Source organism: Canibacter oris (assembly GCF_014197205.1).
GTDB lineage: Bacteria > Actinomycetota > Actinomycetes > Actinomycetales > Microbacteriaceae > Canibacter > Canibacter oris.
Map to the genome: position 1 here is coordinate 70,367 of NZ_JACIFD010000007.1, position 26,990 is coordinate 97,356.

General features: G+C 56.9%; 24 protein-coding genes. 3 read left to right on the plus strand and 21 right to left on the minus strand.

Features of this window, described 5'->3' with window-relative positions:
- Positions 1 to 42: 42 nt before the first annotated feature.
- The gene (locus F5897_RS04330; protein ID WP_124824156.1) at positions 43 to 594 is read left to right on the plus strand and encodes a thioesterase family protein; all 552 of its coding nucleotides are present in this window, start codon (positions 43 to 45) and stop codon (positions 592 to 594) included.
- 111 nt (positions 595 to 705) lie between these two features.
- Here the strand turns inward: F5897_RS04330 and aroB are convergent, their stop codons facing one another.
- The 8 genes from aroB to F5897_RS04370 are packed head-to-tail and all read right to left on the minus strand — an operon-like array spanning position 706 to position 9,080.
- Positions 706 to 1,782, minus strand: coding sequence for a 3-dehydroquinate synthase (gene aroB, locus F5897_RS04335; protein WP_183304603.1), 1,077 nt, complete (start codon positions 1,780 to 1,782; stop codon positions 706 to 708).
- Between the two features lie 35 nt (positions 1,783 to 1,817).
- A complete protein-coding gene (locus F5897_RS04340; RefSeq protein WP_183304604.1) occupies positions 1,818 to 2,432 on the minus strand; it encodes a shikimate kinase in 615 nt (204 codons plus the stop codon).
- A 1-nt stretch (position 2,433) separates the two neighbouring features.
- The gene (aroC, locus tag F5897_RS04345; protein ID WP_183304605.1) at positions 2,434 to 3,639 is read right to left on the minus strand and encodes a chorismate synthase; all 1,206 of its coding nucleotides are present in this window, start codon (positions 3,637 to 3,639) and stop codon (positions 2,434 to 2,436) included.
- 5 nt (positions 3,640 to 3,644) lie between these two features.
- Complete coding sequence (locus tag F5897_RS04350) at positions 3,645 to 4,547, minus strand: shikimate dehydrogenase (RefSeq protein WP_183304606.1); 903 nt, start codon at positions 4,545 to 4,547, stop codon at positions 3,645 to 3,647.
- A 14-nt stretch (positions 4,548 to 4,561) separates the two neighbouring features.
- The gene (mltG, locus tag F5897_RS04355; RefSeq protein WP_183304607.1) at positions 4,562 to 5,677 is read right to left on the minus strand and encodes an endolytic transglycosylase MltG; all 1,116 of its coding nucleotides are present in this window, start codon (positions 5,675 to 5,677) and stop codon (positions 4,562 to 4,564) included.
- Entirely contained in the window at positions 5,677 to 6,222 is a 546-nt protein-coding gene (ruvX, locus tag F5897_RS04360; RefSeq protein WP_183304608.1) for a Holliday junction resolvase RuvX, read from the minus strand. Before ruvX ends, mltG begins: the two co-directional genes overlap by 1 nt.
- 36 nt (positions 6,223 to 6,258) lie before the next feature.
- Positions 6,259 to 8,910: an alanine--tRNA ligase gene (gene alaS, locus F5897_RS04365; protein ID WP_183304609.1), complete on the minus strand. Its 2,652-nt coding sequence runs from the start codon at positions 8,908 to 8,910 to the stop codon at positions 6,259 to 6,261.
- An 8-nt stretch (positions 8,911 to 8,918) separates the two neighbouring features.
- Positions 8,919 to 9,080, minus strand: a complete 162-nt coding sequence (locus F5897_RS04370; RefSeq protein WP_124824164.1) for a helix-turn-helix domain-containing protein — start codon at positions 9,078 to 9,080, stop codon at positions 8,919 to 8,921.
- Between the two features lie 120 nt (positions 9,081 to 9,200).
- Here F5897_RS04370 and thrC point away from each other — a divergent pair, with 120 nt between their 5' ends.
- A complete protein-coding gene (gene thrC, locus F5897_RS04375; protein ID WP_183304610.1) occupies positions 9,201 to 10,622 on the plus strand; it encodes a threonine synthase in 1,422 nt (473 codons plus the stop codon).
- Between the two features lie 10 nt (positions 10,623 to 10,632).
- Here the strand turns inward: thrC and hflX are convergent, their stop codons facing one another.
- A complete protein-coding gene (gene hflX / locus F5897_RS04380; protein ID WP_183304611.1) occupies positions 10,633 to 12,186 on the minus strand; it encodes a GTPase HflX in 1,554 nt (517 codons plus the stop codon).
- Between the two features lie 51 nt (positions 12,187 to 12,237).
- Between hflX and F5897_RS04385 the strand changes: the two genes are divergently transcribed.
- Positions 12,238 to 12,840, plus strand: coding sequence for a class I SAM-dependent methyltransferase (locus F5897_RS04385; protein WP_343048797.1), 603 nt, complete (start codon positions 12,238 to 12,240; stop codon positions 12,838 to 12,840).
- 95 nt (positions 12,841 to 12,935) lie between these two features.
- Here the strand turns inward: F5897_RS04385 and F5897_RS04390 are convergent, their stop codons facing one another.
- From F5897_RS04390 to F5897_RS04445, 12 genes are all read right to left on the minus strand, one after another.
- Positions 12,936 to 13,781, minus strand: a complete 846-nt coding sequence (locus F5897_RS04390; RefSeq protein WP_183304613.1) for a diaminopimelate epimerase — start codon at positions 13,779 to 13,781, stop codon at positions 12,936 to 12,938.
- Positions 13,769 to 14,812 (minus strand): tRNA (adenosine(37)-N6)-dimethylallyltransferase MiaA, encoded by a 1,044-nt coding sequence (gene miaA / locus F5897_RS04395; protein ID WP_183304614.1) that lies wholly within the window; start codon positions 14,810 to 14,812, stop codon positions 13,769 to 13,771. Before miaA ends, F5897_RS04390 begins: the two co-directional genes overlap by 13 nt.
- Positions 14,812 to 16,362 (minus strand): tRNA (N6-isopentenyl adenosine(37)-C2)-methylthiotransferase MiaB, encoded by a 1,551-nt coding sequence (miaB, locus tag F5897_RS04400; RefSeq protein WP_183304615.1) that lies wholly within the window; start codon positions 16,360 to 16,362, stop codon positions 14,812 to 14,814. Before miaB ends, miaA begins: the two co-directional genes overlap by 1 nt.
- Positions 16,363 to 16,379: 17 nt before the next feature.
- Positions 16,380 to 17,348: a RecX family transcriptional regulator gene (locus F5897_RS04405; protein ID WP_183304616.1), complete on the minus strand. Its 969-nt coding sequence runs from the start codon at positions 17,346 to 17,348 to the stop codon at positions 16,380 to 16,382.
- Positions 17,348 to 18,400 carry a recombinase RecA gene (gene recA, locus F5897_RS04410; RefSeq protein WP_183304617.1) on the minus strand — a complete coding sequence of 351 codons (1,053 nt, stop codon included), beginning with the start codon at positions 18,398 to 18,400 and terminating at the stop codon, positions 17,348 to 17,350. The genes F5897_RS04405 and recA overlap by 1 nt, the downstream gene beginning before the upstream one ends.
- 244 nt (positions 18,401 to 18,644) lie before the next feature.
- The gene (locus tag F5897_RS04415) at positions 18,645 to 18,866 is read right to left on the minus strand and encodes a DUF3046 domain-containing protein (RefSeq protein WP_124824173.1); all 222 of its coding nucleotides are present in this window, start codon (positions 18,864 to 18,866) and stop codon (positions 18,645 to 18,647) included.
- Positions 18,863 to 19,165 carry a helix-turn-helix domain-containing protein gene (locus tag F5897_RS04420; RefSeq protein ID WP_124824174.1) on the minus strand — a complete coding sequence of 101 codons (303 nt, stop codon included), beginning with the start codon at positions 19,163 to 19,165 and terminating at the stop codon, positions 18,863 to 18,865. The genes F5897_RS04415 and F5897_RS04420 overlap by 4 nt, the downstream gene beginning before the upstream one ends.
- 107 nt (positions 19,166 to 19,272) lie before the next feature.
- The gene (locus F5897_RS04425) at positions 19,273 to 19,821 is read right to left on the minus strand and encodes a CinA family protein (RefSeq protein WP_124824175.1); all 549 of its coding nucleotides are present in this window, start codon (positions 19,819 to 19,821) and stop codon (positions 19,273 to 19,275) included.
- Between the two features lie 104 nt (positions 19,822 to 19,925).
- Positions 19,926 to 20,492, minus strand: coding sequence for a CDP-diacylglycerol--glycerol-3-phosphate 3-phosphatidyltransferase (pgsA, locus tag F5897_RS04430; protein ID WP_183304618.1), 567 nt, complete (start codon positions 20,490 to 20,492; stop codon positions 19,926 to 19,928).
- Position 20,493: 1 nt separating this feature from the next.
- Complete coding sequence (locus tag F5897_RS04435) at positions 20,494 to 23,493, minus strand: FtsK/SpoIIIE family DNA translocase (RefSeq protein ID WP_183304619.1); 3,000 nt, start codon at positions 23,491 to 23,493, stop codon at positions 20,494 to 20,496.
- 115 nt (positions 23,494 to 23,608) lie between these two features.
- Complete coding sequence (gene murJ / locus F5897_RS04440; RefSeq protein WP_246332238.1) at positions 23,609 to 25,183, minus strand: murein biosynthesis integral membrane protein MurJ; 1,575 nt, start codon at positions 25,181 to 25,183, stop codon at positions 23,609 to 23,611.
- Between the two features lie 35 nt (positions 25,184 to 25,218).
- Complete coding sequence (locus F5897_RS04445) at positions 25,219 to 26,895, minus strand: ribonuclease J (protein WP_124824178.1); 1,677 nt, start codon at positions 26,893 to 26,895, stop codon at positions 25,219 to 25,221.
- Positions 26,896 to 26,990: the final 95 nt, after the last annotated feature.

Here is a 26,990-nt window from a genome sequence, read left to right on the forward strand (position 1 = left end):
TGCAAATCGCGCCGTTAAGACTTGCGCGCTAAGCTTATCTGTATGCATATGCTTCCGCGCACCCTGTGGCACTCTCTGGTGGTTGCCAAAACTAAACCCGCAGTCAATCTCAGCGCCGTCACCCGCACCACGTTTCGGGTATGGCCAACAGACGTTGATATTTTGCTGCACATGAACAACGGTAAATATCTCTCGGTGCTTGACGTTGCCCGACTCGAGTACACGGTGCGCTCGGGACTGTGGCAAAAATTTAAGCAGCACGGCATTTACACGGTTGTGGGTGCGCAAACCATCAGCTACCGCAAATCCCTGAATCCGTGGCGCAAGTTCACCGTTGAAACCCGTTTAATTGGGATGGATCAGCGTGCCGCATACATTGAGCAGCGGTTTGTGCGCCGCGGCGAAATTTACGCCCGCGCGTTCATCCAGGGGCGTTTTGTAAAACGCTCGGGCGGCACCGCAACAATGGCAGAATTATGTGAGATTTTAGGGGTGGATCAGGCAGCCTTCCCGCTCCCAGCAGAACTTGCGGCATGGGCCCAAGCGGTGAAGCTCCCCGCAACGCGCCAGGCTGCGCCGAGCATCTGGGAGTAAGCTTACTGCATGCCGCGCCGCGCACCACAGTCACATGCGCGGCACATGGCACCGCGACACCACAGCAATGCGCTACGGCCAGCACCGGGGCGCAGCGCCTCGTATGCGCGGTTAGCCGGCGATTTCGTCGTAGGCGAAACGCAAAAGCGAGTGATCCGCACCCGCTAAAACCCGCGGTTTGGCAACGTCATCGAGCACGATGAAGCGCAGCATCCCGGCCCGCGCTTTTTTATCGCGTTGCATAGTTGCCAAGAGCCCCTCCCAGCGGCCAGCAGGGTAGGTCACTGGCAGTTGTAGCAGCTCGAAAATACGGCGATGGCGATCCACCACCGCATCACTGAGGTGCCCTGCGAGCCGGCCCAACTCAGCCGCGTACACCATGCCGATCGCAATCGCGACACCGTGGCGCCACTGGTAGCGTTCCGCGTGTTCGATCGCATGGCCCAGAGTGTGCCCGTAGTTTAGAATCTCACGCTGGCCGCTCTCTTTGAAATCCTGTGAAACCACGTCAGCTTTAACTTTGATTGCGAGCTCGATTGCGCGGCGGAATTCGGCGCTTGTAGGGTCGGTGGCGCGATCCACATCTGCCTCAAGCAGATCAAGAATTTCCGGCTCCGCGATAAAGCCACACTTGGCGACCTCGGCAAAACCAGCGCGAATCTCGTTCGGCGACAGGGTTTGTAACAGCTCGAGGTCGCACAACACCCGTTCGGCAGCATAGAAGCAGCCCACGAGGTTCTTGCCCTCGGCGGTGTTGATGCCGGTTTTACCTCCGATCGCGGCATCGACCATGGCGAGAACCGTAGTCGGAATCTGCAGCAGCTTCACGCCGCGTAACCAGGTGGCCGCAACAAAACCTGCGAGGTCTGTGACAGCTCCGCCGCCAATGCCAATAATCGCGTCGGAGCGGGTAAAGTCAGCCTGCCCCATAATTTGCCAGCAGAAAGCAGCCACTTCGACGCGCTTGGCAGCCTCTGCATCGGGAACCTCTGCGAGCAAGGCGGTGTAACCTGCTGCCGCGAGCGACTCTCGCACTGAGCTGGCGATTTTCCCTACGGTGGCTGTGTGCACAATCAGAACCTGCTGCACCCCGCTGCCGAGCGCCGCGGGTAGCTGCTGCAACAATCCGTGACCCACCAGGATTTCGCTGGCTGCGGCGCCGCTGACGGTGATGGTGGTGTGTGACATTAATTCTCTCCTGCTGTGGCCTACTGTTTAAAGCTTTAGTATTTCCCGCTTTGCTGGTAAATCCAGTCAATAATCATGCGGGTGATGCCCTCTTTACTGTTTTTATCTGTGCGGAAGGTAACCTTTGCCGCAGCCTCATATTGGGGGCGGCGCTGCTCCAAAATTCTGCTCCAGGCTCCCGGATCGTCTCTAAGCAGCGGGCGCTTCGCGAGATTCACGGTTTTCATCACCGCCCGCTCGGTTGTCATCAGCAAAATTACGGGATAATCACGTAGTATTTCGCGCGTCTGCGCGGTGGTGAGGGCACCGCCGCCAAGCGACACGATACGGGCACCAGGTTCAGCAATTTCTCGTGCTACAACATCGGCTTCGATGCGGCGAAATTCCGCCTCGCCGCGCTGCGCAAAAATTTCGGTGATGGCGCCGTGACGCTGCACGATTTGCGAATCCGTGTCGATGAACGGCACGCCCAGCTCTTTCGCAACGCGTTTGCCGATGCTGGTTTTGCCCGCCGCCATCGGCCCCACAAAGACAATCGCTTTCCGCGGCAACCGGGAAGCACCGCTGCCGTCACGCGGCGGTGCTGGTAACGGTCGCGACTGCGGTGGGCCAGCTGCTCTGACTACCCTGCGAGATGGCCTGTGAGACATGCTAACGCTCAATTTCGGTGCGCAAATTCTCAGGGATAGCAGCCAAGTACGCCTCCATGTTACGGCGCGTCTCAGCAACGCTGTCGCCGCCAAATTTTTCGACCACGGCATCGGCGAGGATCAAGGCCACCATCGCTTCGGCAACCACACCCGCCGCTGGAACCGCACACACGTCACTGCGCTGATGATGCGCACTGGCATCCGTGCCGGTTGCAACATCAATGGTTGGCAGTGCCTTCGGCACGGTTGCAATCGGTTTCATCGCCGCTCGCACCCGAATTACCTGACCGGTAGACATTCCGCCCTCAATACCGCCGGCACGCTGTGTTTCGCGTTCGATCCGGTGCGTCGCAGCGTCGGTGATGGTGAGTGGGTCATGCGCCACAGAGCCGCGGCGCCGCGCAGTTTCAAAACCGTCGCCGACTTCCACACCTTTAATCGCTTGAATACCCATAAGGGCACCGGCGAGACGTGAATCAAGGCGGCGATCCCAGTGCACGTAGCTGCCAAGGCCGTGCGGCACCCCGTAGGCAAGCACCTCGACAACCCCGCCAACGGTGTCGCCAGATTTCTTGGTGTCGTCAATCTCAGCAACCATCTGCTGGCTGGTTTCCGCATCAAAGCAGCGCACCGGATCAGCATCCAGCGCCGCCACATCTTTAAGCCGGGGCAGCGCAACAGCAGCCGGCACCACAACCGGGCCGATCGCCACGGTGTGGCTGACAAGCTCGATGCCCAGCTCAGCAAGGAAGGCTTTAGCAATTGCACCCAGCGCGACGCGTGCCGCGGTTTCCCTGGCGCTTGCCCGCTCTAACACTGGCCGCGCCTGCTCAAAGCCGTATTTCTGCATGCCCGTGAGGTCAGCGTGCCCCGGCCGTGGTCGGGTCAGCGCCGCACCGCGGCCACGAGACTTGTCGCTAAGCTCGGTGGGAGCCGCGTTCATCACTTCTTGCCATTTTGGCCACTCAGTGTTGCCGATCCGCACCGCAATCGGACTGCCGATGGTGTAACCCTGCACCACCCCGCCCGCAAAATTCAATTCATCCTGCTCAAACTTCATGCGCGATCCGCGGCCGTAACCGAGCTTGCGGCGCTCCAAATCAGCGCGTAGCTGCTCAAGCGAAACGGGGGTGCCAGCGGGCAACCCCTCCAACACCGCGACTAGTTCAGGACCGTGTGACTCACCTGCAGTTATCCAACGAAGCATAACCTCTATTTTACGGTGACTGCAGCATTTATTTCCTGCCACACCGCTGCTTCGTTAGGTAACTGTGCCCTAATGTCTTGATTCAAGAAAAGCCGCAACTGGAAAATCGCCTGCTGCTGCAACATCACTAGACCATTAGTGACTGTGTGCTTAGTGCTTTGCGCTAACCATTTAGTGGCGGTTGCAGTCGGCCACGGACTGTAGGAAACATCAAATAGATCGCTCTCTATCAGCTGCTGCGGCAGACTCACAACGGCATCACCGGGCAGCGCATTCACGGTGAGGTCGGTGTCGCCCAGCTGTGCCCTGGCATCACCCTGGTGTGCCGCATCACCCGGGTGCGCCCCATCAGGCGCTATCGCGGCGAAACTCAATGCGTGCAGCTGCGGGTTTGCGGCGGTGCGGTGTGCCAGACGCTGCAGGGTTGTTGCCAGGGTGGCAGCAGCTTGCTGCGCCGCCTCTTGTCGCCGGGCAACGAAATAAATTTCTTGTGCTCCCACCAGCGTTGCTGCTACAGCAGCAGAAACCGCAGTTGCACCAGCCCCCAAAATCACCACCTTTTGCGGCTCGTAACGCTCCTTGAAAATTTTAGCCAGTGCCGGCACATCAGTGTTATAAGCCGCATAACCACCGTTTGGCTGCTGCACCAGGGTGTTTGCGATACCGGTTGCTGCGGTGATAACACACTGGCTGCTCGCTAGGTTCGCGGCGGCTTGTTTCAGTGGCATGGTAACTGAAAAACCGGCATACTCTGAGTGCGCTGCAAGAAATTCGGGAAGCTGATCCACCCCGACCTCAAATTTGCCGTATTGCCAGTGGAGTTTTAATGCTCGATATGCGGCTTGGTGGATCGCGGGTGACAGTGAATGCGCCACAGGCTGTCCCAGCACCGCGAATTGCTTAGTCATCTGGCGCTCCTTCGCTAGTCGCACAGCGTGCCACCGGCCGCCTCGTGCGCGGCGCACCACTGTTGTAATGCGGTAACAGCTGCCTCGTGCTCTTCCAGGGTCTCTGAGAAGGCTGTCTCGCCGGTTTCGAGATCAACCACCACAAAGAACAGCCATGGCCCGTCAGCCGGCGCTAATACCGCCGCTATTGCAGCATCACCGGGAAGCCCGATGGGGCCAATCGGGAGTCCCGGGTTGGCGTAAGTGTTGTACTTGTTTGAGGCATCCGCACGCTCCGCGTCAGTGGTCCAGACGGTGTGCAGCTGGCCAGTACCGTAAGCCACGGTTGCGTCTGATTCCAGATTTTTGCCGGCAGCAAGACGGTTTTCGAAAACCCGCGCGATTTTCGCCAGGTCATCTGGGTTCTGCCCGGCTTCACGCTGCACCAGCGCCGCTTTGGTGAGCACCAGGTGCGCATCCGCTGCGCTGACGCCGTGCTCGGCAAGCGCCTGCCACATGCGATCAACCATTATCTGCAGCATGTCTAGCGCAGTATCTTCAGGCGCAAATACATAGGTTGCAGGGAATAAGAAACCCTCGATGCTCGGGAAACTTTCGGGCACACCGAGCGCCACATAATCTGCCGCAGCAGCTGCAAACTCCGCTACCGGAATACCGGTCTGTGCTGCCAGCCGCTCGAATGCTTGCTGAGTGACGAATCCCTCAGGGATTGTGACCCGCAGTTCAATCTTGTTAGCGGGGTCTTGCAGCGCCGCAAAAGCCGCACTGGCGCTCATCTTCTGGCGTAGCTGGTAGGTTCCGATGCCGAATGTCGCATCTGGGTGTTCCCGCAGCAGGTAGTTGGTGAACGCTTCGCTGCTGGCAATTACGCCGGCGTCAAACAGCTGCGCGGCAACATCGCTGCCGATATCACCCTCGCGAATCGTGATCTGCGCTTCCCCCTCGCCTTCACCACGGTAATCAGCTGGGCCGAAGCCCAGCCCAAACTGCTGTAACACCTGCGGTGCGAAAACCGCGAGACCACCGTAAACACCACCGCCTAGCACCAGCGCCAGAATCAGAATTAAAGCCAATGCTTTCGGTGTTTTACGGCGCTGCTGTGGCTGCCCCGGAGACGGAAACTGAGACATTACGGCTCCTTCGTTTCGAAAATTTCCGCGACGGTGCCAACACGCACCGCTCCCAAGCTGTCAGCGTCTAGTGTCTGCTGCAGAATAATCACCGCCGCAGCTTGATCAATCACTGCCCGGCTCTGCTTGGTTTTCTTACCTGCTGCGTGCAGCTGCTGCTGCGCAGTTTTGGTCGAGAGCCGCTCATCAATCAGGCGGACCGTGGCGGTGCTGCCGGCAGCCGCAAGCGCCGTTGCCAGCACCCGCGCAAAAAACTCCGCGTCAGCGGTGGAAGGGGTGTACTCCCCCTGCAGGTTTAGCGGCAGCCCGACAATCACCTCTGTTGCGCTGTGTTCAGCAACAAGCTCTAGCAGTCGCACAATATCGGCGGTAACAGGCTCGGCCGCAACCTCCTGCCACAGGGTCGCAAAGGCCGCTTTATGCGGCGCAGCACAAAGCTCGCGGGGTACAGTTTCGAGTGGAAAGGCCAGTGCGCCAAGCGCATCAGAGCGTGCTACTCCGATGCGGGCTTTACCGACATCGACGCCCAGCCTAATTCCAATCATCTTTACCCAGCTTTCTAAGGCTTTCGAGTCAGCAGCTTAACCCTGCAGGGCCTCTCGCACCTGCTCCAGTGCGGCACCGATAGCGGTCGGATCTTGGCCACCGCCCTGGGCAATATCCGGCTTGCCGCCGCCGCCGCCGCCGAGAGCCCCGGCAGCTACCCGGACCAGCGCACCGGCGTTAGCGCCAGCATCACGAGCCGCCGCGGTAGTAGCAGCCACTACCATTGGTTTGCCGTCTTTTACACCGCACAGCACCGCAACACCCGGCGTGGCACCGAAGGCCTCCCGCAACTGCAGCGCCAAAGCGCGCAGCTCATCGGCGCCGGTATCCTGAAACTCCGCAGCCACCAGCTGCACCCGGCCAACAGTCTCCGCGGCCGCCACCAGCGCCGGAATGCGCTGTGCCAGCTGCGCTGACTCCAGCTGCGAAATTTTCTTCTCGGCGGCTTTCAGCGAGTGCACCAGGTCATTAATTTTCCCGGCGAGCTCTCCGCGTGGCACTTTAAGGCCGCTGGTCAGCTCCTGCACTAGCGCGCGCTCCGCGGCGAACTGCTTAAACGCATCCATACCGACCAGCGCCTCGACACGGCGGTTCGCTGAGCCGATTGAAGACTCGTTGGTGAGGTTAATGATTCCCACCTGTGCCGAGTTATCAACGTGTGTGCCGCCGCACAGCTCGCGTGAAAAGTCTGCGCCAATCTCAACCACTCGCACGACATCGCCGTATTTTTCGCTAAAGAGCATGGTTGCGCCGAGCTCTTTAGCCCGATCCAACGACATCTCATCTACGCCAACCTGATACGACTTGCGGATGGCGAGGTTTGAAATCTCTTCTATCTCTTGCTTTGCGCCCGCAGACAATGCCTCCGGGTGGGTGAAGTCAAAACGCATATAGCCGGCTTTGTTGTAAGAGCCCGCCTGTTGCGCCTGCGGCCCCAGCACCTCGCGCAGCGCGGCATGCACGATATGGGTTGCAGAGTGCGCCTGCTCGGCCGCAAAGCGATACTCGGCATCAACCACCGTGCGCGCCGCATCACCCTCGGCGATAGCACCCTGGCGCACTTTCACCTTGTGCACAATCAGACCCGGCACCGCCTTTTGCACGTCAAGCACATCGGCCACAAAATTCGCACCAACGAGCTGCCCCTGGTCAGCGTCCTGCCCGCCGGATTCTGCCCACAGCGTAGTTTCCGCCAGCACTACCTCGGCGATTTCGCCCTCCTGTGCAGCAGCAGCCGGCTGCCCCGCAACCAGAATCCCGAGCACCTTACTCTCAGTCTCCAGCTGGTCATACCCAAGGAACTTAGTTTCGCCAAGTGCCCGCAGCTGCTGGTAGACGCTGAGGTCAGCTGCTTGCCCCTTCTTAGCTTTAGCGTCAGCCTTAGCGCGATTACGCTGCTCTTCCAGCAACTCCTTAAACACCGCGCGATCGACTTTCAACCCTGCTTCTGCTGCAATTTCCTCGGTCAGCTCAATTGGAAAGCCGTGCGTATCGTGCAGCATGAAGACAGCATCGCCCGCGAGTGGGGTGTGCTTTGTAGTTGCGGTGTGGATCGCCTCATCTAGGATTTGCATGCCGCTAGAGAGCGTGCGCAAGAAGGTCTGCTCCTCCGCGTTAGAGGTGCGTGAGATAAAATCAAACTTTTCTGCCACCTCTGGATAGGCATCCTGCATGGCGTCGCGGGAAGCTGCAAACAGCTCTGGGAACACTGGCTTTGTGACTCCGAGCAGCCGCATCGCCAGAATCACGCGCCGCAGCAAGCGCCGCAGGATGTAGCCACGGCCGTCTTTACCCGGCACCACACCGTCGCTGATGAGCATCAGCCCGCTACGCACGTGGTCAGCGATGACGCGCAACCGCACATCGGTGGTTTCATCAGCGCCGTAAGTTACCTGAGCCAGGCGTGCGGCGGTGTCAAGCACCGGGCGCACCTGGTCGATTTCGTACATGTTGTTCACGCCCTGCTTAATGAAGGCGATGCGCTCCAGCCCGGCACCGGTGTCGATATTCTGCTGCGGCAGATCGCCCACAATGTCGAATTCCAGCTTCGAAACCACGTTTGCGATTTCGTACTGCATGAAAACCAGGTTCCAGATTTCGACGTAGCGATCATCATCGGTTGCTGGGCCGCCGTCAACGCCGTACTCTGGGCCCCGATCGAAGAAGATTTCCGAGCATGGGCCGGCTGGGCCGGGCTGTCCGGTTGACCAATAGTTGGTGTCTTTATCGAGACGCTGAATTTTCTCCAGCGGTAACCCGCTTACTTCTTGCCAGATAGCGTAAGCTTCGTCGTCTTCTTTGTAAACAGTAACCCATAAATCTTCCGGGCTAAAGCCGAGCCCACCGGCAGCTTCAGAGGTGGTCAAAAACTGCCACGCCAGCTCAATAGCTCCGCGCTTAAAGTAGTCGCCGAAAGAAAAGTTGCCACACATCTGAAAGAAGGTGCCGTGCCGCGGAGTTTTACCAACCTCTTCAATGTCGAGGGTGCGAATACACTTCTGCACGCTTGTCGCACGCTTAAACGGGGCCGGAACAACACCAGAGAAATAAGGGATGAAAGGCACCATTCCGGCGATTGTAAACATCACGCCGGGATCGTTGTTGACCAGCGGCGCAGACGGAACAACCGTGTGTCCGTTTTTTTCAAAAAAATCTAACCACCGCTTTTTAATTTCTGCTGTTTGCATCTGCTGTTCTATTCTGCCTCGTTGTAGCCTGCAATTACGGCGTCGCGAATCTCTTCGGCGCCCTGATTTAACTGCTCGAAAAATTTGCGACCGGCTGGGGTGGCGTTAACAAAATGTGCCAGCACAAAACCGAGCGCAACACCGCTTAACAGAATCGCAATTTTTTTCATCGCAGTCCTTTCTCAAAATACTTATACAAGAGTACCCTGTTTAGCTGACAACAGCAGAATTTTCAGTTATATAAGCACGCGCCAACAGAGTTTCAAAACGACTCTGGTAATATGCCAGCTATGCAGTATATTTCAACCCGCGGCGGCATGGATCCAGCATCTTTCTCGGAAATCCTCATCACTGGTTTAGCGCCAGATGGTGGCCTCACCGTGCCGGTTGAAATGCCTCGTCTGAGTCACAGCACCATAGAAAGCTGGCGTGAGCTCAGCTATCCTGAACTTGCAGCCCGGGTTATCGCACTGTATTGGCCCGAAATTCCGGAGGCGGATCTGCTGCAGCTGACTCGCAAAGCCTACGGCGAGCAATTCGACGATGCGCGAGTAGTGCCGGTCACTGAACTGTGGCCAGGCTTCGGGCTGGTCGGACTCTCCGAAGGGCCAACGCTCGCCTTTAAAGATATGGCAATGCAGTTTCTCGGTGAGGCTATTCCCTATGTGCTCGCACAGACTGGCGGCAAGCTAAACATCATTGGTGCCACCAGTGGCGACACCGGTTCCGCCGCAGAGTATGCTTTCCGCGGCAAAGACCGCACCAGCGTTATCATGCTTTCCCCGCGCGGCAGGATGAGTGATTTTCAGCGCGCACAGATGTATTCGTTAACCGACGCTAACGTGCACAACGTGGTTATTGACGGGGTTTTCGACGATTGCCAAAACCTCATGAAAGAGCTTAACGCTGATTTGCCATTTAAGGCGCAGCACTCCCTGGGTGCGGTGAACTCTGTGAATTTGGGGCGCGTAGCCGCGCAGAGTGTTTACTATTTCTGGGCATGGTTGCGAATCACTGATGCGCTCCCCGATACCGAGCGGCAACAACAGCACGTCAGCTTCACAGTGCCAAGCGGTAACTTCGGCAACGTTTTGAGTGGCTACTATGCTAAGAGGCTTGGGGTGCCAATCGCGAAACTGGTCATCGCCACGAATGAAAACAACGTGTTGCACGAGCTGGTAACCACTGGCTACTACCGCCCACGGTCAGCTGCTGACACTTTCATCACTTCCAGCCCTTCAATGGACATCTCGAAAGCATCTAATTTGGAGCGCCTGATTTATGAAATGTTGGGCAGTGACCCCGAAGCTCTGAAAGCCGCTTTCCAAGAGTTGGATGACACCGGACAGATTGATCTTACTGCGCAGCTTGCGCAGCTGTCCACCCAGTTCAAAATTTTCTCCGCAACCTCCACCCACGCTGATCGCGTGGCAACCATCAAAGAGGTGTATGACCGTACAGGTGTGGTGATTGATCCGCACACTGCAGACGGTGTCAAATGCGCACTGCCGCACCTCACCGCGGACACCCCCATGTATGTCATGGAAACGGCAAAACCGCAGAAGTTCTCAGAAACCGTAACCGAAGCACTCGGATTCGCGGCCCCTCTCAGTCAGCAGATGCAGCACATGCTACAGCTTCCGCAGTACACCACCGAGCTGCCTGTTGACAGTGAAAAGCTGCGAGAGTTTGTTGCTGCCAACGCGCTTTAAAGCCGTGCGCTTAGCGCTGTTGCGGCTGCGAATACGGCGCTAGCTTCGCGCGCATTTCGGCGTTCACGTAGGCGGTGATTTTCGTGCCGTCAGCCACATATTCGACGCTTAAAACCCGCTGCTTCTCATGCAACTGATTCACCAGGTGCCCACTGTCAAAAGGGATTACCGCGGTTATGAGCTCCTGGGGTTGCGGTAGCGTCGCGTCGATCAGTGCTTGCAGCTCGGTGATACCCTCGCCGGTGTAGGCGGACACGAAAACCGCACCCGGCGCTACCCCTGTCAGCACCAATCTGGTTTCTTCAGAGATGAGGTCGCACTTGTTAAACACCACCAGCTCCGGAATGTGCGAGGCATCCACTTCCGCAATAACCTGCCGGACCACATCAAGCTGAGAAGCAGGATCAGGGTGCGAGGCATCCACCACGTGCAAAATCACATCTGCTCCGGCAACCTCTTCAAAGGTGGAGCGGAACGCTTCCACGAGCTGGTGCGGGAGGTTGCGCACAAATCCCACGGTGTCTACATAGGTAAAGTGCCTGCCGTCGCTGCTTTGTGCCTGCCGCACCGTGGTGTCGAGGGTCGCAAAGAGTTGGTTTTGCACGAGCGCGCCTGCCTGCGTGAGACGGTTGAGCAGGCTTGATTTACCGGCGTTGGTGTAGCCGGCAATCGCCACCGCAGGAATCTGAGAGCGCTTACGGTTAGCGCGTTTTGCCTCGCGCGCCGGTGCCATTTGTGCGATTTCTTTGCGCAGTTTCGCCATCCGCGTGTTAATGCGGCGGCGATCGAGTTCGATTTTGGTTTCACCCGGGCCACGCGAACCCATACCCGCACCACCGGCACCAACCTGGCCACCGGCCTGCCGTGACATCGACTCACCCCAACCACGCAACCGCGGCAGCAGGTATTCGATCTGCGCGAGCTCCACCTGAGCTTTACCCTCGCGGCTTTTCGCGTGCTGCGAGAAAATATCGAGAATCACTGCGGTGCGGTCGATAACTTTAACCTTCACCACGTCTTCCAGTGCGCGACGCTGGCTCGGCGCCAATTCTGAATCGGCGATCACCGTGTCGGCACGCAACTGCGCCACCAACTCTGCCAGCTCTTTTGCTTTACCACTGCCCAGATAGGTCGCAGGATCAGGGTGAGCGCGGCGTTGCAGCAGCCCCTCTAGCACGTTTGCGCCCGCAGTCTCGGCTAACGCCGCCAGCTCCCGCAGTGAATTTTCGGCGTCGGCGAGGCTGCCCTGTGAGTAAACCCCGATGAGCACCACGTTTTCAAGCTGAACATCACGGTACTCAACCTCGGTGATGTCTTCCAGCTGCGTCGATAGCCCCGCAACGCGCCGCATTCCGGCGCGCTCTTCTCGCTCCAGCTCGATGCTGATGTCCTGCGCGTGCAGTTTATCGTACGCAGCATCACCGAGAGCCTGTGCCTGGCCGTCCCGAATAATATGGGCTCCGGGTTTGGCGCTTGCGAGAATCCGGTGCAGCATTTTTTCAGCTGCGTCATCTGTCGGCTGCGCTGCGGCGACAGTTTCTAAATCTTCTTTATGTTCAGTCATCTACCGCTTATTCTAACCGCAAAGACTGAATTTTTCTGCCATACTCAATATGTGCCTGAACATTATTTCTCCGCGTCCCCGCAAACTGCCGCCAAGCTCCGCGAAATTAAGGTGCAGCTGGGCGGACAGGAGCGCACGGTTACAACCGGTGCTGGGGTTTTCAGCGGTGATGATGTGGATCGCGGCACCCGGGTGCTTTTAAACACCACGGCGCCGGTTCCAAGCGGCAATGTTCTAGATCTGGGCTGCGGTTGGGGGGCTATCAGTCTGGACAGCGCTTTGCAGGCTCCGGATGCTACTGTGTGGGCGCTCGATGTAAACACTCGCGCGTTGGAACTTACCGCGAGTAATGCCGTCGCTCTCGGGCTGCGCAATGTGCGGACGGTGACAGCTGCGGAAATTCCGGCTGAGCTGTGCTTTGAACAGATTCGCTCTAATCCCCCGATTCGCGTTGGTAAAGCAGTGCTGCACGATTTGATGCACACCTGGCTGCCGCGGCTTGTGCGCGGCGGCAGCTGCGAAATGGTTGTGGCGAAGAATCTCGGGGCAGTGTCTTTTGAGAAGTGGCTAGTCGAGAATTTTGAGGCGACTCATGAGGTGACGCGCATTGCTCGCGATAAGGGTTTCCACGTAATCGCGGTCACGAAACGCTAATCGTGGCTGCGGGAGCGAGCCGCGACTGCAGCGCAACTGGGGCTACGGCGTACTGTGGCTGTAAACGCTACCGAGACTATAAACGCTGTTGCCGATTAAAGACTAACTGTACCGTGATACACGGTCTCAACCGGCCCGGATGCAGAGACGTGCTCCCCCTCTTCGGTCGGGAACATCCGCACCCCTAACACTCCGCCGGGCATCACTATTTTCCAGTGGTGTGGCAGGCCCGGCACTGCGGCACGTGTGGCAAGTGCGGCGGCTACCGCCGCTTCCGCATCTGCCGGCAGTTCTGCGCCTTCTCTGAAATACCGTGCACAGAGGGTTGCGACACCGTCTTTAACCTGCGCTGCTGCGAAATCGCACAGCAAGATGCGTGCGGGGCGATCCACCGCTTGAAGCAAAGCTGTCACCGCCGCAGTGTCTGCGCTACCGGAGTGTGTTACTGCGAGCCCACCGTAGACTGTGTATTCGTTGTCGATAGTAAGCTGCTTGATGGCGCGAGATGGATCGGTGCCGGCGGAGCGCCATTTGCCGAGATCGACGCTGTATCCGGCGAAGCCTGCAAGCACATCTTTGACGCCGTTGGTGGTGGCGATGGCAAAGGTTTCGCGGCGGTCTGCGAGCACCAGCAGCTGTGTGCTCAAAAGGAAGTGTACGTATGCTTGAATCGCGCTGGCAGAAACCACACTCGGCGCACCGTCGCTGTCGTAACAGTCAAGAAACCACTCTGCTTCGGGGTATTCCCGCAGGAGTCTTTGCCCGCGCGGATGGTGGGCTGTTTTCACGGCTCGAATCAGGTGGGTTGCGCCGACTCCCGTTGTGCGATTGCAGAGTTTAGCGATATCCGCTGCATCCAAAGGCATTTCGCTGTGTGGATCAGCGTAAACGATGAAGTCTTGCCCGCTGGCGTGAAGTTTGGTGAAGTTTAGCTCGGCCATGTGACCTCGCTGCTTTGGGCGGTGTTCACGGTTGTCTCGTGGTTTTGAGAAGTGTCTGCGGTTACCCCGCTGATTACGCTGCTGCCCGCGCTTAATTCCTGGTTTGCCGCTGTCACAGCGCTGTGGGCTGCAATTAGCTCAGCAACTGTTGCGGGTGTTTGACTCTGCGCGGTGGTGATCCAGTTTAACTGCGGCAGTCGCTTAAACCAGCTGACTTGGCGTCTCGCATAGCGCCTGGTGAGTTGCTGGGTTGTAGCGATTGCGGTGGCTTCACTGCATTCGCCGTCGAGTTGCTGCAGTGCTTGGGCGTATCCGATGGCTTGACTTGCGGTTTTGCCCTGCCGTAAGCCTCGCGGAATTAACGCGGTGACTTCTTCGAGCATTCCTGATTCCCACATTTCTTCGACCCGCCTATCAAGCCTTGCGGTGAGGGTTGCTCGTTCTTCAGCGACTCCGACTACGAGGGTTGGTCGCAGCAGTTGGGGTGTTTCGGGCAGGTGTGCGGCGAGTGGTTTACCGCTAATAAGAAACACTTCGAGGGCGCGAATCACCCGTCGAGGGTTGTTAAGGTCGATGGCTTTCGCGGTGGTAGGGTCGAGCGCGGTGAGGCGGTCCACCAGTGCAGTAATACCGTGCTCGCTGTGGCTTGCTTCTAGCTCTGCACGCAGCTGCGGGTCATGCGGCGCGAAGTGCATTTCATAGAGCACCGAATTTACGTATAACCCGCTGCCCCCGACAAGAATCGGCACGGTCTCGGTGTTTGCCATGTGCTGCAGCAGCGCGGTGACCTGTTGTTGGTAAGCGCTGACACTGGCTTCTTCGTAGGGCTCTAGCACGTCGAGCATATGGTGCGGCACTCGGGCGCGTTCGGCGGGGCTGACTTTGGCGGTGCCGATATCCATACCGCGGTACAGTTGCATCGCATCAGCGTTGATGATTGCGGCTTGTCTGCCGGCAGCCGCGAGCTGTTCTGCCAGTCGCAGGGAGAGTGCGCTTTTGCCAGTGCCAGTTGCTCCTACTATCGCGAACATTATGCTTTGGGACGCAGACCGATTGTGGGCAACCCGAGATTGACCGCGCCTGCTTGGCCCGGGGTTGGTGCGCCGCAGCTTTCTGCTTGGCTGCGATCCCAGGCGTCGCCCGCGCTGGTGCGGCGCATTTGGTAAGCAGCGTGACTGTCTGCAATGAGGAAGTATGGCGCGGCGGCGGTGACGGTGGTGGTGACGATGTCTCCGGGCCGCGGCACAGCAGCGCCCTGCGGCACGCTAAAGTGGACGAGGCGCCCGTCGCGTGCGCGGCCACTCAAGCGTGCGGTGTCGCTTTTAACTGAACTGCCCTTTGCAGCCTGCGGCGCACTAACGAGCAGTTCTACCCGGTTACCGATTTGCTGCTGATTTTCTTCCAGGCAGATTTGATCTTGCAGCGCGACTAGCCGCTCGTAACGCTCCTGCACGATCTCTTTCGGTACTTGATTGGGCATGCTGGCTGCCGGCGTGCCCGGACGGATGGAGTATTGGAAGGTGAATGCGTTTTGGAAGCGTGCTTGCCGCACGACTTCCATGGTTGCCTCAAAGTCTGCTTCTGTTTCTCCTGGGAAACCCACGATAATATCGGTGGTGATTGCGGCATCGGGAATTGCCTGCCGCACCTTATCCAGGATTTGCAGATATTTCTTGCTGCGGTAGCTGCGGCGCATCCCTCGCAGAATCGTGTCTGAGCCTGATTGCAGCGGCATATGCAGCTGCGGCATCACGTTCTGAGTTTCAGCCATTGCAGCAATCACATCGTCGGTAAACGCTGCCGGATGTGGGCTGGTAAAGCGGACACGCTCCAGGCCCGGGATAGTGCCCATGGTACGCAGCAGTTTGCTGAATGCTTGCCGGTCTCCGAAGGAAACACCGTAGCTATTAACGTTTTGGCCGAGCAGCGTGATTTCTACTGCGCCGGCGTCTACAAGTGCCTGTACCTCTGCGAGCACGTCACCTGGCCGGCGGTCGTTTTCTTTGCCGCGTAGGCTGGGTACGATGCAGAAGGTGCAGGTGTTGTTGCAGCCAACTGAGATTGAAACCCAGCCGCTAGCAGCACTGTCACGCTTGGTGGGCAGCGTTGAAGGGAAAATTTCAAGTGACTCTAGAATTTCTATTTCGGCGCTCTGATTGTGCCGGGCGCGCTCCAACAGCACCGGCAGCGAACCCATGTTATGGGTGCCGAAAACGACATCAACCCAGGGTGCTTTTTCAAGAATCACACCCTGGTCTTTCTGCGCTAAACAGCCGCCAACCGCGATCTGCATCCCGGGTTGTTTGCGTTTCACACTAGCCAGGTAGCCGAGGTTACCGTAGAGCTTATTGTCTGCATTTTCACGAACAGCGCAGGTGTTAATAACAACAACGTCTGCCTTCTCACTGGCAGCTTTTTTGACGTACCCGGCTGCTTCTAGCGCCCCTGAAAGGCGCTCAGAATCATGCACGTTCATCTGGCAGCCGAAGGTGATTACCTCGTAGCTTCGGGCGCTGCCGTCAGCATTACGTGCGGCTGGCGATGTTTTGATCTCCAATTTGTCGAGCAGTGTGTCACGCATAGTATTTATTCTACTGCTCAGCTGAAATAAACACTTTTACCGCCGATGCCGGCTGCTGCTAAAGCCGCCTCGGCCGCAGCTGCGGCTTCATATCCGCCCCAGCCGCGACGCGCGAGATAGCTCAGCAGTCGACGTTTGGCAACACTGTAGTCAAGCCCTTGCAATTGCAGCGCGCGCGATTCGGCAGCCGCAATCAGCAAAGCTGCCTGCTCCTGCTCGTCAAGCGCAGCTAGTGCGCTATCTATAACTGCGCTGCCAAGTTTACGCTGCATTAGTTTACGGCGCACCGCGTGCCGACTATTGCCTTTAGCCGCCCCGAGTTTTTCAACCAGGCTTTCTGCCAGCGCCGCATCATCAAGATAGCTAGCTGCGGTGAACTCAGCAATTACCGTCTCTACTATCTCTGCTGCAACCTCGTTGCGACGCAACAGCGCGGCAAGCTCAGCTGATGACAGCTGTTTGCGGGCAAGCTGTCTAGTTGCCATATCACGAGCCGCTTGCAGCGCCTTGTCAGTCGCCAGTAGATCAGCTGCATTATCTGCGGTGACTGCCTGCAGCGCGCGCTGAGCGTGTTTGCGGCTAGCAGGTGCAGCTACCGCACTGTTAGCGGGCGCCACATCCGACACCGCTGCCGATGTTTTGTGCTGCATCCGCTCGGAAGCAGGCTGCGCAGACGCCCGATTCGAAGCCGGCGCAGCAGAAATCATGCGGCGTAACACAGCGAGGCGCTGTTGTTTCTCACTTTCAGCAGCGACTGATTCGACAACATGGGCAGCCTCGGTTGATGAGGCAGATTTTTGCGGGGCAGCAGCAGGGGCAGCCTCGCTATTTTGCCGCGCAGTGCTTGCAACCTCAGCAGTTGTGCCGGTATCTGAAACAGCAGCGCCATGTGATAAAGCAGCTCTGCGACGCAGCCAACCATTCAGGCTGATTGCGCCGCTGTCGCTGTCTGAGCCAGCAGTCTCTTCAGTAAAGCGCACCACCATTACGCAGCTACTTTATTAGCTTCTGTGCAAGGTTCTGCAACAGCAGCGTTAGGGTCAGTTTTAACACCTAACGCAATCATAATTTTGTCTTCTATTTCTTTCGCGATGTCTTTGTTTTCGCTTAGGAAACGTCGTGCCTTTTCAAGGCCCTGCCCCAGCTGATCACCCTCATAGGTGTACCAAGCTCCGCTCTTTTTAATCACCTTGTTTTCAACACCAAGCTCAATCAAAGAACCCTCATGCGAAATGCCCTGGCCGAATAAAATATCGAATTCTACCTGCTTGAAAGGAGGCGCCATCTTGTTTTTTACAACCTTAACCTTGGTGCGGTTACCAACTGTGTTTTCACCATCTTTAAGAGCCCCGATACGACGAATATCAAGACGCACAGAAGCGTAGAATTTCAGTGCTTTACCGCCCGCGGTGGTTTCTGGACTGCCAAAGAAAACACCCACTTTTTCGCGCAGCTGGTTAATAAAAATTGCGGTGGTTTTGGTGTTGTTTAGACCACCAGTAATTTTACGCAGCGCCTGCGACATCAAACGTGCTTGCAGGCCTACGTGAGAATCACCCATCTCACCTTTAATTTCCGCCTCGGGCACCAGCGCAGCAACAGAGTCAATTACAATCAAATCAACTGACTGCGAGCGAATGAGCAGGTCAGCAATTTCCAGCGCTTGCTCACCAGTGTCAGGTTGCGACACCAGCAGCTCGTCAATGTTTACGCCCAGTTTCTTAGCGTATACCGGATCTAGCGCGTGCTCCGCGTCAATAAAAGCTGCAATGCCACCGGCTGCCTGCACATTAGCGATTGCGTGCAGCGTCAGAGTGGTTTTACCTGAAGACTCCGGGCCATAAATCTCTACAATACGCCCGCGCGGCAGCCCACCAATACCAAGCGCTGCATCAAGTGCGATTGAGCCAGTAGGAATAGCATCAACATCCTGATGCTGAATCTGGCCCATTTTCATAATGGCGCCCTTGCCGTACTCTTTGTCAATTGCCGCTAATGCGGTTTCCAAAGAGTTGATTTTTGACTTGTCAATAGCCATTTTGCTCTCCTACAAATGATCGGTGCGCACTGCGCAAAGGTTGCCGCCTGCAGTCTGTCGTTACGTTTCCGCCGACAAGGCATGAACGGATATAAACACCTTAAAACGCAGCTATGACAACTTTGCTTTGAGGCTACAGGCTGTGCATAAGTATGCTATATCTCGCTCTGTGACAACAATATCGATAATCGAACAGAGATACGATATTAATTCGCGTGTCGCAATAATTTCCGAATAGCAACACCTAGCGTTTCGGATCTAACAAACCCCGGCCGTGGCGGCGAGCCTCGGGAACCTGAAACTCCTCACAGATAGCCTCCCACACAACCCGCGGCTCAGTGCCAGCAGCAAGTGCATCACTGCCAGTTTTCTGCAACTGCGGGAGCCAATGATCTCGCAGCAGCACTCCGGCATATGCCACGCCAAACTCTTCTGCTAGAGCGCGGCGCAACTCACTTTGTTTCACAACTCAACCAGTTCGCTACCGTAGCGATCAACCAGGTCCGCAGGAACACTGTCAGGAATAATGCCCTCTGTTGCTGCCATCTTAAAACCTACATCTAGAATGATTTGCGACAGTGGCACGTCAAGGGCCGCCGCAACAGCAGCCAAGACTTCACTCGAAGCCTCTTTTTTACCGCGCTCAACCTCAGAGAGATATCCCTTTGAAACACGAGCCGGTTTTGCAACCTCGTGCAGGGTGAGGTTACGCTCTGCGCGATACTCACGCAAAACCCCGCCGATGTAGCGACGCAAAAGCACCATAACCTCCCCTTTCAGAAAAGCGCCAATGTAAACGAGACTAGAAACTTTAGTTAACTCGACTCAGGTTTAAATTTATTGTAGTACGAAAGTCTGAAAAACTGCTGCTATCACACCGTGATTTCGCAATCGTGTTGCAGCTGCTGCAAAAGTAACTCTAGCGCCGCACCAACCGCGCTGAGCCGCACAGCCTCCCGGTCACCACGCACCTGATGCTCAGTAACCGCGATCGCGTCACTCGCAGTTACTGCATCTGCGGCATTAAGCGCACCCGCAGCGACATAAAACAAACCCACAGGTTTACCAGTCTGCGGGTCAGGATCCGGCCCGGCAACCCCGGTTGTAGCCACCCCATGAGTCACTTTAACGCCTAGAGCGGCACCCAAACCACACACCATCTGCGCCGCAACAAGCTGATCGACCGGCCCCGTCGCTGCTAAACGCCGCGCATCAACTTCCAGCACACGCTGCTTCACCGCCGTATCATAGGCTACAACTGCGCCAACAAACACCGCGGATGCACCTGGCACCTGCACCAGGGTTGCAGCCAGCAGCCCGCCGGTCAGTGACTCCGCAACCGCGATTTTTGCATTACGAGCAATAGCCGCGGCAATCACCCGCTGCGCCAACTCAAAATTTTTTGCGGCCAGCTTTTCCATACTTTAACATTACTCGGTTGCGGCAGCCTAACCACAAAGCACGATAACAGAACCGCCACAAGCAGGCTCAAAATAAATCGCAAAACCGCTAAAAGCAACTGCTGTTAACGCGGCAAGCGACGCAGCGACAGCAGATAGTCAATGCCACTGACAATCGTTAAGATTACCGCAGCAGACATCGTAATCACGTTGATCCACCAACCAAAAGCACCTGTAAACACCTGATGCGGCAAAACCGCGAGCGGAATCGCAATCGACTGCATCACGGTTTTCAGCTTGCCAAGCCACGCCGCGGCAAGCACCACATTGGAGCTCGCAGCAATCAGGCGATGCACCGTGATACCAATCTCTCGCACCAGAACAACAGCGCACACCCACCACGGCAGTTCACCGAGCACCGCCAAAACTATCAGAGCACCGCCCGTTAAGAACTTGTCTGCGATTGGATCCAGCAGCTTACCAAGATCAGTCACCAACCCGCGCGAACGCGCCCAATAACCGTCGAGCGAGTCGCTCGCCATAAACAGCACAAAAAGCACCGCACCCCAGATCCTGAGCGGCCCCTGTTGCCCCTGATCAGCCAAAATCAGCCACAAAACCAGCGGCGTCGCCACAATCCGCGATGCGGTAATAATGTTCGGCCCGTTAAGGTTAGACACACGCTGCACCATTTTAGAACCTTTCATCACGCCCGGTCAGCTCCCAGGCGTCCTCGCTCGGAGCTTCTACCTCCGGCAAGTGTGAAGCATCGTTTTGCAGTGGATCCGGGTACGCCTCAGCTGCCGGTGCGGCCGGTGCCGGGGTGGGCGGATCCTCCCCCCGCAGCATCGCCAGAATCTCCGGCAGCTGCTCCGGGGTCACCAACACGTCACGCGCCTTCGAGCCTTCAGAAGGGCCGACAATCTCGCGGCTCTCCATAAGGTCCATGAGGCGTCCTGCCTTCGCGAAGCCAACCCGCAGTTTGCGCTGCAGCATAGAGGTCGAACCAAACTGACTGTTTACCACCAGCTCCACCGCCGCGAGCAGCACCTCAAGATCGTCGCCGATATCAGCGTCAACCTCGCGTTTTTGCTGCACCTGCTCGACATCTTTACGGTACTCCGGTTTCGCCTGTGCCTTCACATGCTCCACCACTTTACGGATTTCACTCTCAGTCACCCACGCACCCTGCACCCGCAGCGGGTGCCCAGCACCCATCGGCAAGAACAGCCCGTCGCCCTGACCAATCAGCTTTTCGGCGCCGGTCTGATCCAAAATCACACGCGAATCAGTTGCAGAAGCCACCGCGAACGCTAAACGGCTCGGCACGTTTGCTTTAATCAGACCCGTCACCACGTCAACCGATGGTCGCTGTGTTGCGAGTACCAGGTGAATGCCGGCGGCACGCGCTAACTGGGTGATACGCACGATTGAGTCTTCGACGTCACGTGGCGCCACCAGCATCAGGTCAGCCAACTCATCAACCACGCACAACAGGTAAGGGTACGGCCGGAGTTTGCGCTCACTGCCAGGTGGTAGCTGCAGAGTGCCGTCTTTGACCGCCTGGTTAAAGTCGTCAATGTGCCGGAAGCCGAAGCTTTGCAGATCGTCATAGCGCATGTCCATCTCTTTCACGACCCACTGCAACGCCTCGGCAGCTTTCTTCGGGTTGGTGATGATTGGCGTGATCAAATGCGGCACACCCTGGTAGTTGGTGAGCTCCACGCGCTTCGGATCAACCAACACCATCCGCACTTCTTGCGGAGTGGATCGCATCAACAGGCTGACAATCATGGAGTTGATGAAGCTAGACTTACCGCTGCCGGTCGAACCAGCCACCAGCAGGTGCGGCATTTTTGCGAGGTTGGCAACCACAAATCCGCCCTCAACGTCTTTACCAACACCGATGGTCAAAGGATGCTTCGAGTTTTGGGCTTTGCTGGAGCGCAGCACATCACCCAGCACCACGTTCTCGCGGTCTTTATTTGGAATTTCAATACCAATTGCTTTTTTGCCGGGGATCGGCGATAGAATGTTCACCGCATTAGAGGCCACAGCGTAGGCGATGTTTTTGCTCAACGCAGTAACCCGCTCTACCTTCACGCCGGGGCCAACCTCAACCTCGTACTGGGTTACCGTAGGGCCGCGGCTGAAGCCAACCACTCGCGCAGACACTTTAAACTGTTGGAACACCTCGTTAATCGCGGCAATAATCTCGTCGTTGGCGCTGGTGTGCGCTTTCGCCGCCACACCGCGTTCAAGAGTTTCCTGCGCTGGTAGCTGATATTGAATGGCTGGCGTCTCTGGCCGTGGTGGGTTGACCTGGAAAGGTTTTTCGGAGCCGGCAGCTGCCATACCGACAGCGGTGCCTACGCCTGCCACCGCGGGATGAGAACTGGTCTGCTGCAGGGCGCGCTCCGCCGCTTCAAGTTCAGCCAAAACCTCTGCGGTGTGTGCTTGCACCGCGGGAGCTTGTGCAGCACCAGAGAAATCTGTTACTGTATGCCCCATGCTCGCTGCGGAATCGGGGCGCTCCGCCGGGGTAGCGTAACCGGCAGCATCGGGCCCCGCATGATACTGCTCGCTGGTGTGATCCACCGTAGCAAAATCGGCGGTCGCAAGCGGCGTGTCAAACGGCACCTCACCTGCGTGACCAGACTCAGGATGCCCTCCGTCTAGCAGGTCGGCAATCGCGCCGTTTACGGCAGACGGATGCGACTCTGATGTCTGCTGCTTCGCGCCTTGGCGCCACCACGGCAGCTGATCGGTTGGAATTTTGCCACTGTCTGCCTGCAACTGCGCCGCATCAAACAACACTGTGCCGCGCTTTTTCTTCTTACGGCGACCAAAGAGTTTAGTGGTTTCTGTCGCAATTTGCGGCGTTGGATCTTCATAAAACTGACTGGTGTGCGACGGCATAAAACCACCGGTGTCTGCTGCGTCGTCGGCTGCGGTAGCCGCGGCTGCGGTTTCAGGTTTTTCGGCACGCGGTGACTCTCCGAAGAGCCAAGCGAAAAAGCCCGTGATGCGCGCACCAATGCGATGCGGCGGAGTTTTGGTGATAATCAAAAGTGCGAGCAGCGCCAGGAACGCCAAAACAGGAACTGCAAACCAAACGTGCAGCAGCGCCAACGGTTCGCCTAGCGCCCAACCGAACAGACCACCGGCGGTTGCCAAAGCAGGCATCCCCTGCTGCGGCGCGGGGCGACCAGACAGAGCATGAAAAATTCCGCTGCTGCTGCCGACCAACAGCGTTAAACCAATCGCGATCCGACGGTTATCGTGCACCCCGGTCGGGTTATTAAAAAGCCACAGCGCAAAAAGCAGCAAAATAGCCGGTAGCGCGAAAGCAAGCTGGCCAAAAAGACCACCGAAAGTCCAGGCGCTGATGTTATTAGCCCACTCAGCGGTAACCGCAAACCACTCGATTAGCACCCCACACAGGCCGAGCATGAATAGCGTGAAAGGCAGCGCATCACGGCGCTGCTCCGGCGCGATAGGCTCCACTCGAAAGACCCGCGCGGCAGCCCCAACCCCGTGTGCCATCGCGAGGTAGCTCTTGGCTAGGACACCCACGGTGTTTTCCTGCGCCGGTATGGTTTCAGGCAACACCTTAGTGTTGGTGCGCTTAACAGCGCCGGCAGTGCCGGTGCTGCGCCCGGAGCGCGCATTTTTACGAGTAGACGGAGACATAATATATAAGCCTAAAATATCAAGGGCACAACACCCTGATATGGGCTCGGCGTGCCCGTAAAGTTACACCTTAGTTTACTAACTGTCGCTTTCAGCGGACGGTATGTGCTGCTGTTTATCTGCCGAGCCGGCGGCGCACCAGCGCAGCGACGCTCTGCATCTCTGGAGTCTTCAGCGCAAACAGTAACGCCGCATAGAGCCCAAGCATCACAATGCCGAGCACCGCAGCCGAGAGCAGTGCCAGCCACAGCGGCAGCTCACTGTTGTATTGCCACAGTAAAGCGGTGCTGAAATAACCAACCGCCGCTGTGATCACACCCGCTACCGCAAACTTCAGCAGGCTTGGCAGCAGCGAGCCGCCACGCAAGACCCCGCTGCGCTTTTGCAGCACCACCACTGCAAGCAGCAGTTGCACTGCCGTGCCCAGCCCCTGAATCAGCACCACTGCAAAACTGCGAGTGCCGTCTGGCATCACAATAGTCGCGATTGACAGTGGCACCACAATAAAGAACTGGATCAGAGTCAGGAAAAACACCGTGCGGGTATCGTTTTGAGCATAGAAACCACGCTGCACCACAAACAGCAGACTGTGCGAAATCATCGCAAAAATGTAGAACTGCAGCAACAGCGCAAAAAGCTGCACACGGTCAGCATCAGCGCTGATCTGAATAATGCGGCTCAGCTGCGGCGCCAGTGCAAAGAATGCGGCTGCAAAAAAAACCAGAATCAGCGCAGACTGCTTCAGTGAGGCCACAAAATCGCGCGCGAAAGAGCCCTGATCAGAGTTCGCAATTGCCTCCGAGAACCTCGTAAAATAGGCGGTTGCGATGGAGTACACGAAAACCGAGTGGGGCAACACCATAATCAGCCAGCCGTTGTTAACCGCACTAATTGAAAGACTGTCACCACTGTCCACCGCAATCACGTTGCCGGTAATAAAGGTGATGATGTTCAGCACGAAGAACATCGCCAGTGTCCAGGCAGAGAGCCGTGCTGCTGCACCCAAACCGACACCACGCCATTTAAAATCAGGGCGATAGTGAATCCCTGCTTTACGCCAGTAATAAAACAGAATCAGCGCCTGGGTGGCGATTCCGAGCGTCGCGCTGCCGCCGAGCACCGCGATAGCAACCGCGTTCCAGTCATGCACCCCGCGTTCACCGTTGGGATCAGCTCCGTACAGCATAATAAAAATCATGATGCCGGCGATTGCAATCACGTTGTTAATAACCGGTGCCCAAGTGTAGGGGCCAAATACGCTCCGGGCGTTGAGTACCTCACCCATCACCGTATAGATACCGTAAAACAAAAGCTGCGGCAAACACCAGTAGGCAAAAGCAGTTGCGAGCTGCAACTGCGGCTCATCCCACTCCAGCGCGTGTAATTTGACGAGCAGCGGTGCAGCAAGCAGAGTGCATGCTGTAAGCGCGGCGGCAGCAGTGATCACGAGTGTCAGCAGCTTATTAATATATGCGGATCCGCCATCCTGACTCTTGGTAGCCTGCACAATTTGCGGCACCAAAACAGAGTTCAGCATGCCGCCCATCAGCATCACAAACAGCGTGTTTGGCAGGATTGCACCAACCGCAAAGGCATCCGCTGAAACAGAAGCAGTTTGTCCAATAGCGTACGCCAGCACAATCACTTTCACAAACCCGAGAATCCGGCTTGTTAAAGTGCCAACAGCCATAACCGTGGTGGCCCGCCCCAGCGATGCCATCCGGATTACAGCTCCACCACAATCGGCACAATCATCGCACGCCGACGCAGCTTAGTGCCGACCCAACGACCAATGGTGCGGCGGACAATCTGCTGCAGCGCGTGCTGATCTCGTTCTCCCTCCAGCAGCGCACTTTGCAACGCCGCTGCAATTTTTGGTTTCACCGCGTCAAACACGTGATCGTCTTCAGCAACACCGCGGGCATGAATTTCCGGGCCGTTAATAATGCGTCCGGTGTCTTTAGCGTAAACCGTAATCACCGAGATAAAGCCCTCGCGCCCCAGCACCAACCGTTCACGCAAGTCATCGTCGGTGATTTTCCCTACGCTTGCGCCGTCTACGTAAAGTGACTCGACCTCGTACTGGCCCACAATCTCGGCAACGCCATCAGCCAAATCAACCACAGTACCGTTTTCGCAGATCAGAGTGCGTTCTGGATCTACCCCTGTCTCAATTGCCAAAGCAGCATTAGCCGCTAAATGACGATATTCTCCGTGGATCGGCATCACGTTCTTCGGCCGCACAATGTTGTAGCAGTACAGCAGCTCCCCTGCTGCCGCGTGTCCCGACACGTGCACCCGCGCATTACCCTTGTGTACAACCTTGCAGCCCAGTCGCATAAGCGCATCGATGACCCGGAAAACCGCGTTCTCGTTACCCGGAATCAAACTAGACGCGAGAATCACTGTGTCATCCGCGCCGAGCTCCACTTGATGGCTGCGCTTGGCCATCCGGCTAAGCACAGCCATCGGCTCACCCTGTGAACCGGTTGACATGTAGACAAGATACTCGTCTGGCACTTGTTCAGCCTCTTTCTGGCTAATCAAGATCCCCTCAGGAACGTCCAGATACCCAAGTTCCGCCGCAATCTTCATGTTGCGTAGCATTGACCGTCCCAGTAACACAACCTGGCGTCCGTTATGGGCGGCGGCTTCCAAAACCTGCTGCACGCGGTGCACATGGCTGGAGAAGCTAGCCACAATTACTTTGCCTTTAGTGGCCGCTATAACACTCTCCAAAACCGGGCCAATCTCTTTTTCCAGCGGAGTGAAACCCGGCACATCCGCGTTGGTGCTGTCGGTCATGAACAAATCAACACCGGCTTCCCCAAGGCGCGCAAAAGCTCGCAAATCAGTTATTCGACCATCAAGCGGCAGTTGATCCATCTTGAAATCACCGGTTGCTAAAACCGTTCCGGCAACAGTCTTAATAGCCACCGCCAAGGCATCGGGAATGGAGTGGTTAACGGCAACAAACTCAAGTTCAAACTCCCCCACCTGCGCGGTTTCACCCTCGGCATAAACATGCAACTGCGGGGTAATGCGGTGCTCTTTACACTTCGCCGCCACCAACGCCAGCGTCAGCTGCGAGCCATACAATGGAATATCTTCGCGGCGCTTGAGTAGATAAGGCACACCGCCGATATGATCCTCGTGCCCATGGGTCAACACCAACCCAATAATGTCATCAAGTCGTTCGTCAAGCAGGGTCATATCAGGCAAAATCAAATCAACACCCGGCTGCTCAACCTCCGGAAACAGCACACCGCAGTCCACAACCAACAATTTGCCGTTGAGTTCGTAAACCGTCATGTTACGCCCCACTTCGCCGAGGCCACCTAGAGGATAAACCCGCAGCGTGTCAGGGTTGAGTGCTGGCGGTAGGGTGCGGGCTGAAGTCAAAACCACTCCAATCTATATTAAAAACTCGCTGCGGCGCAGCGTCTTCCCGCGCCGCAATAATAAACTCGCGCTAGCTCACTACTTTTCTACGCTAA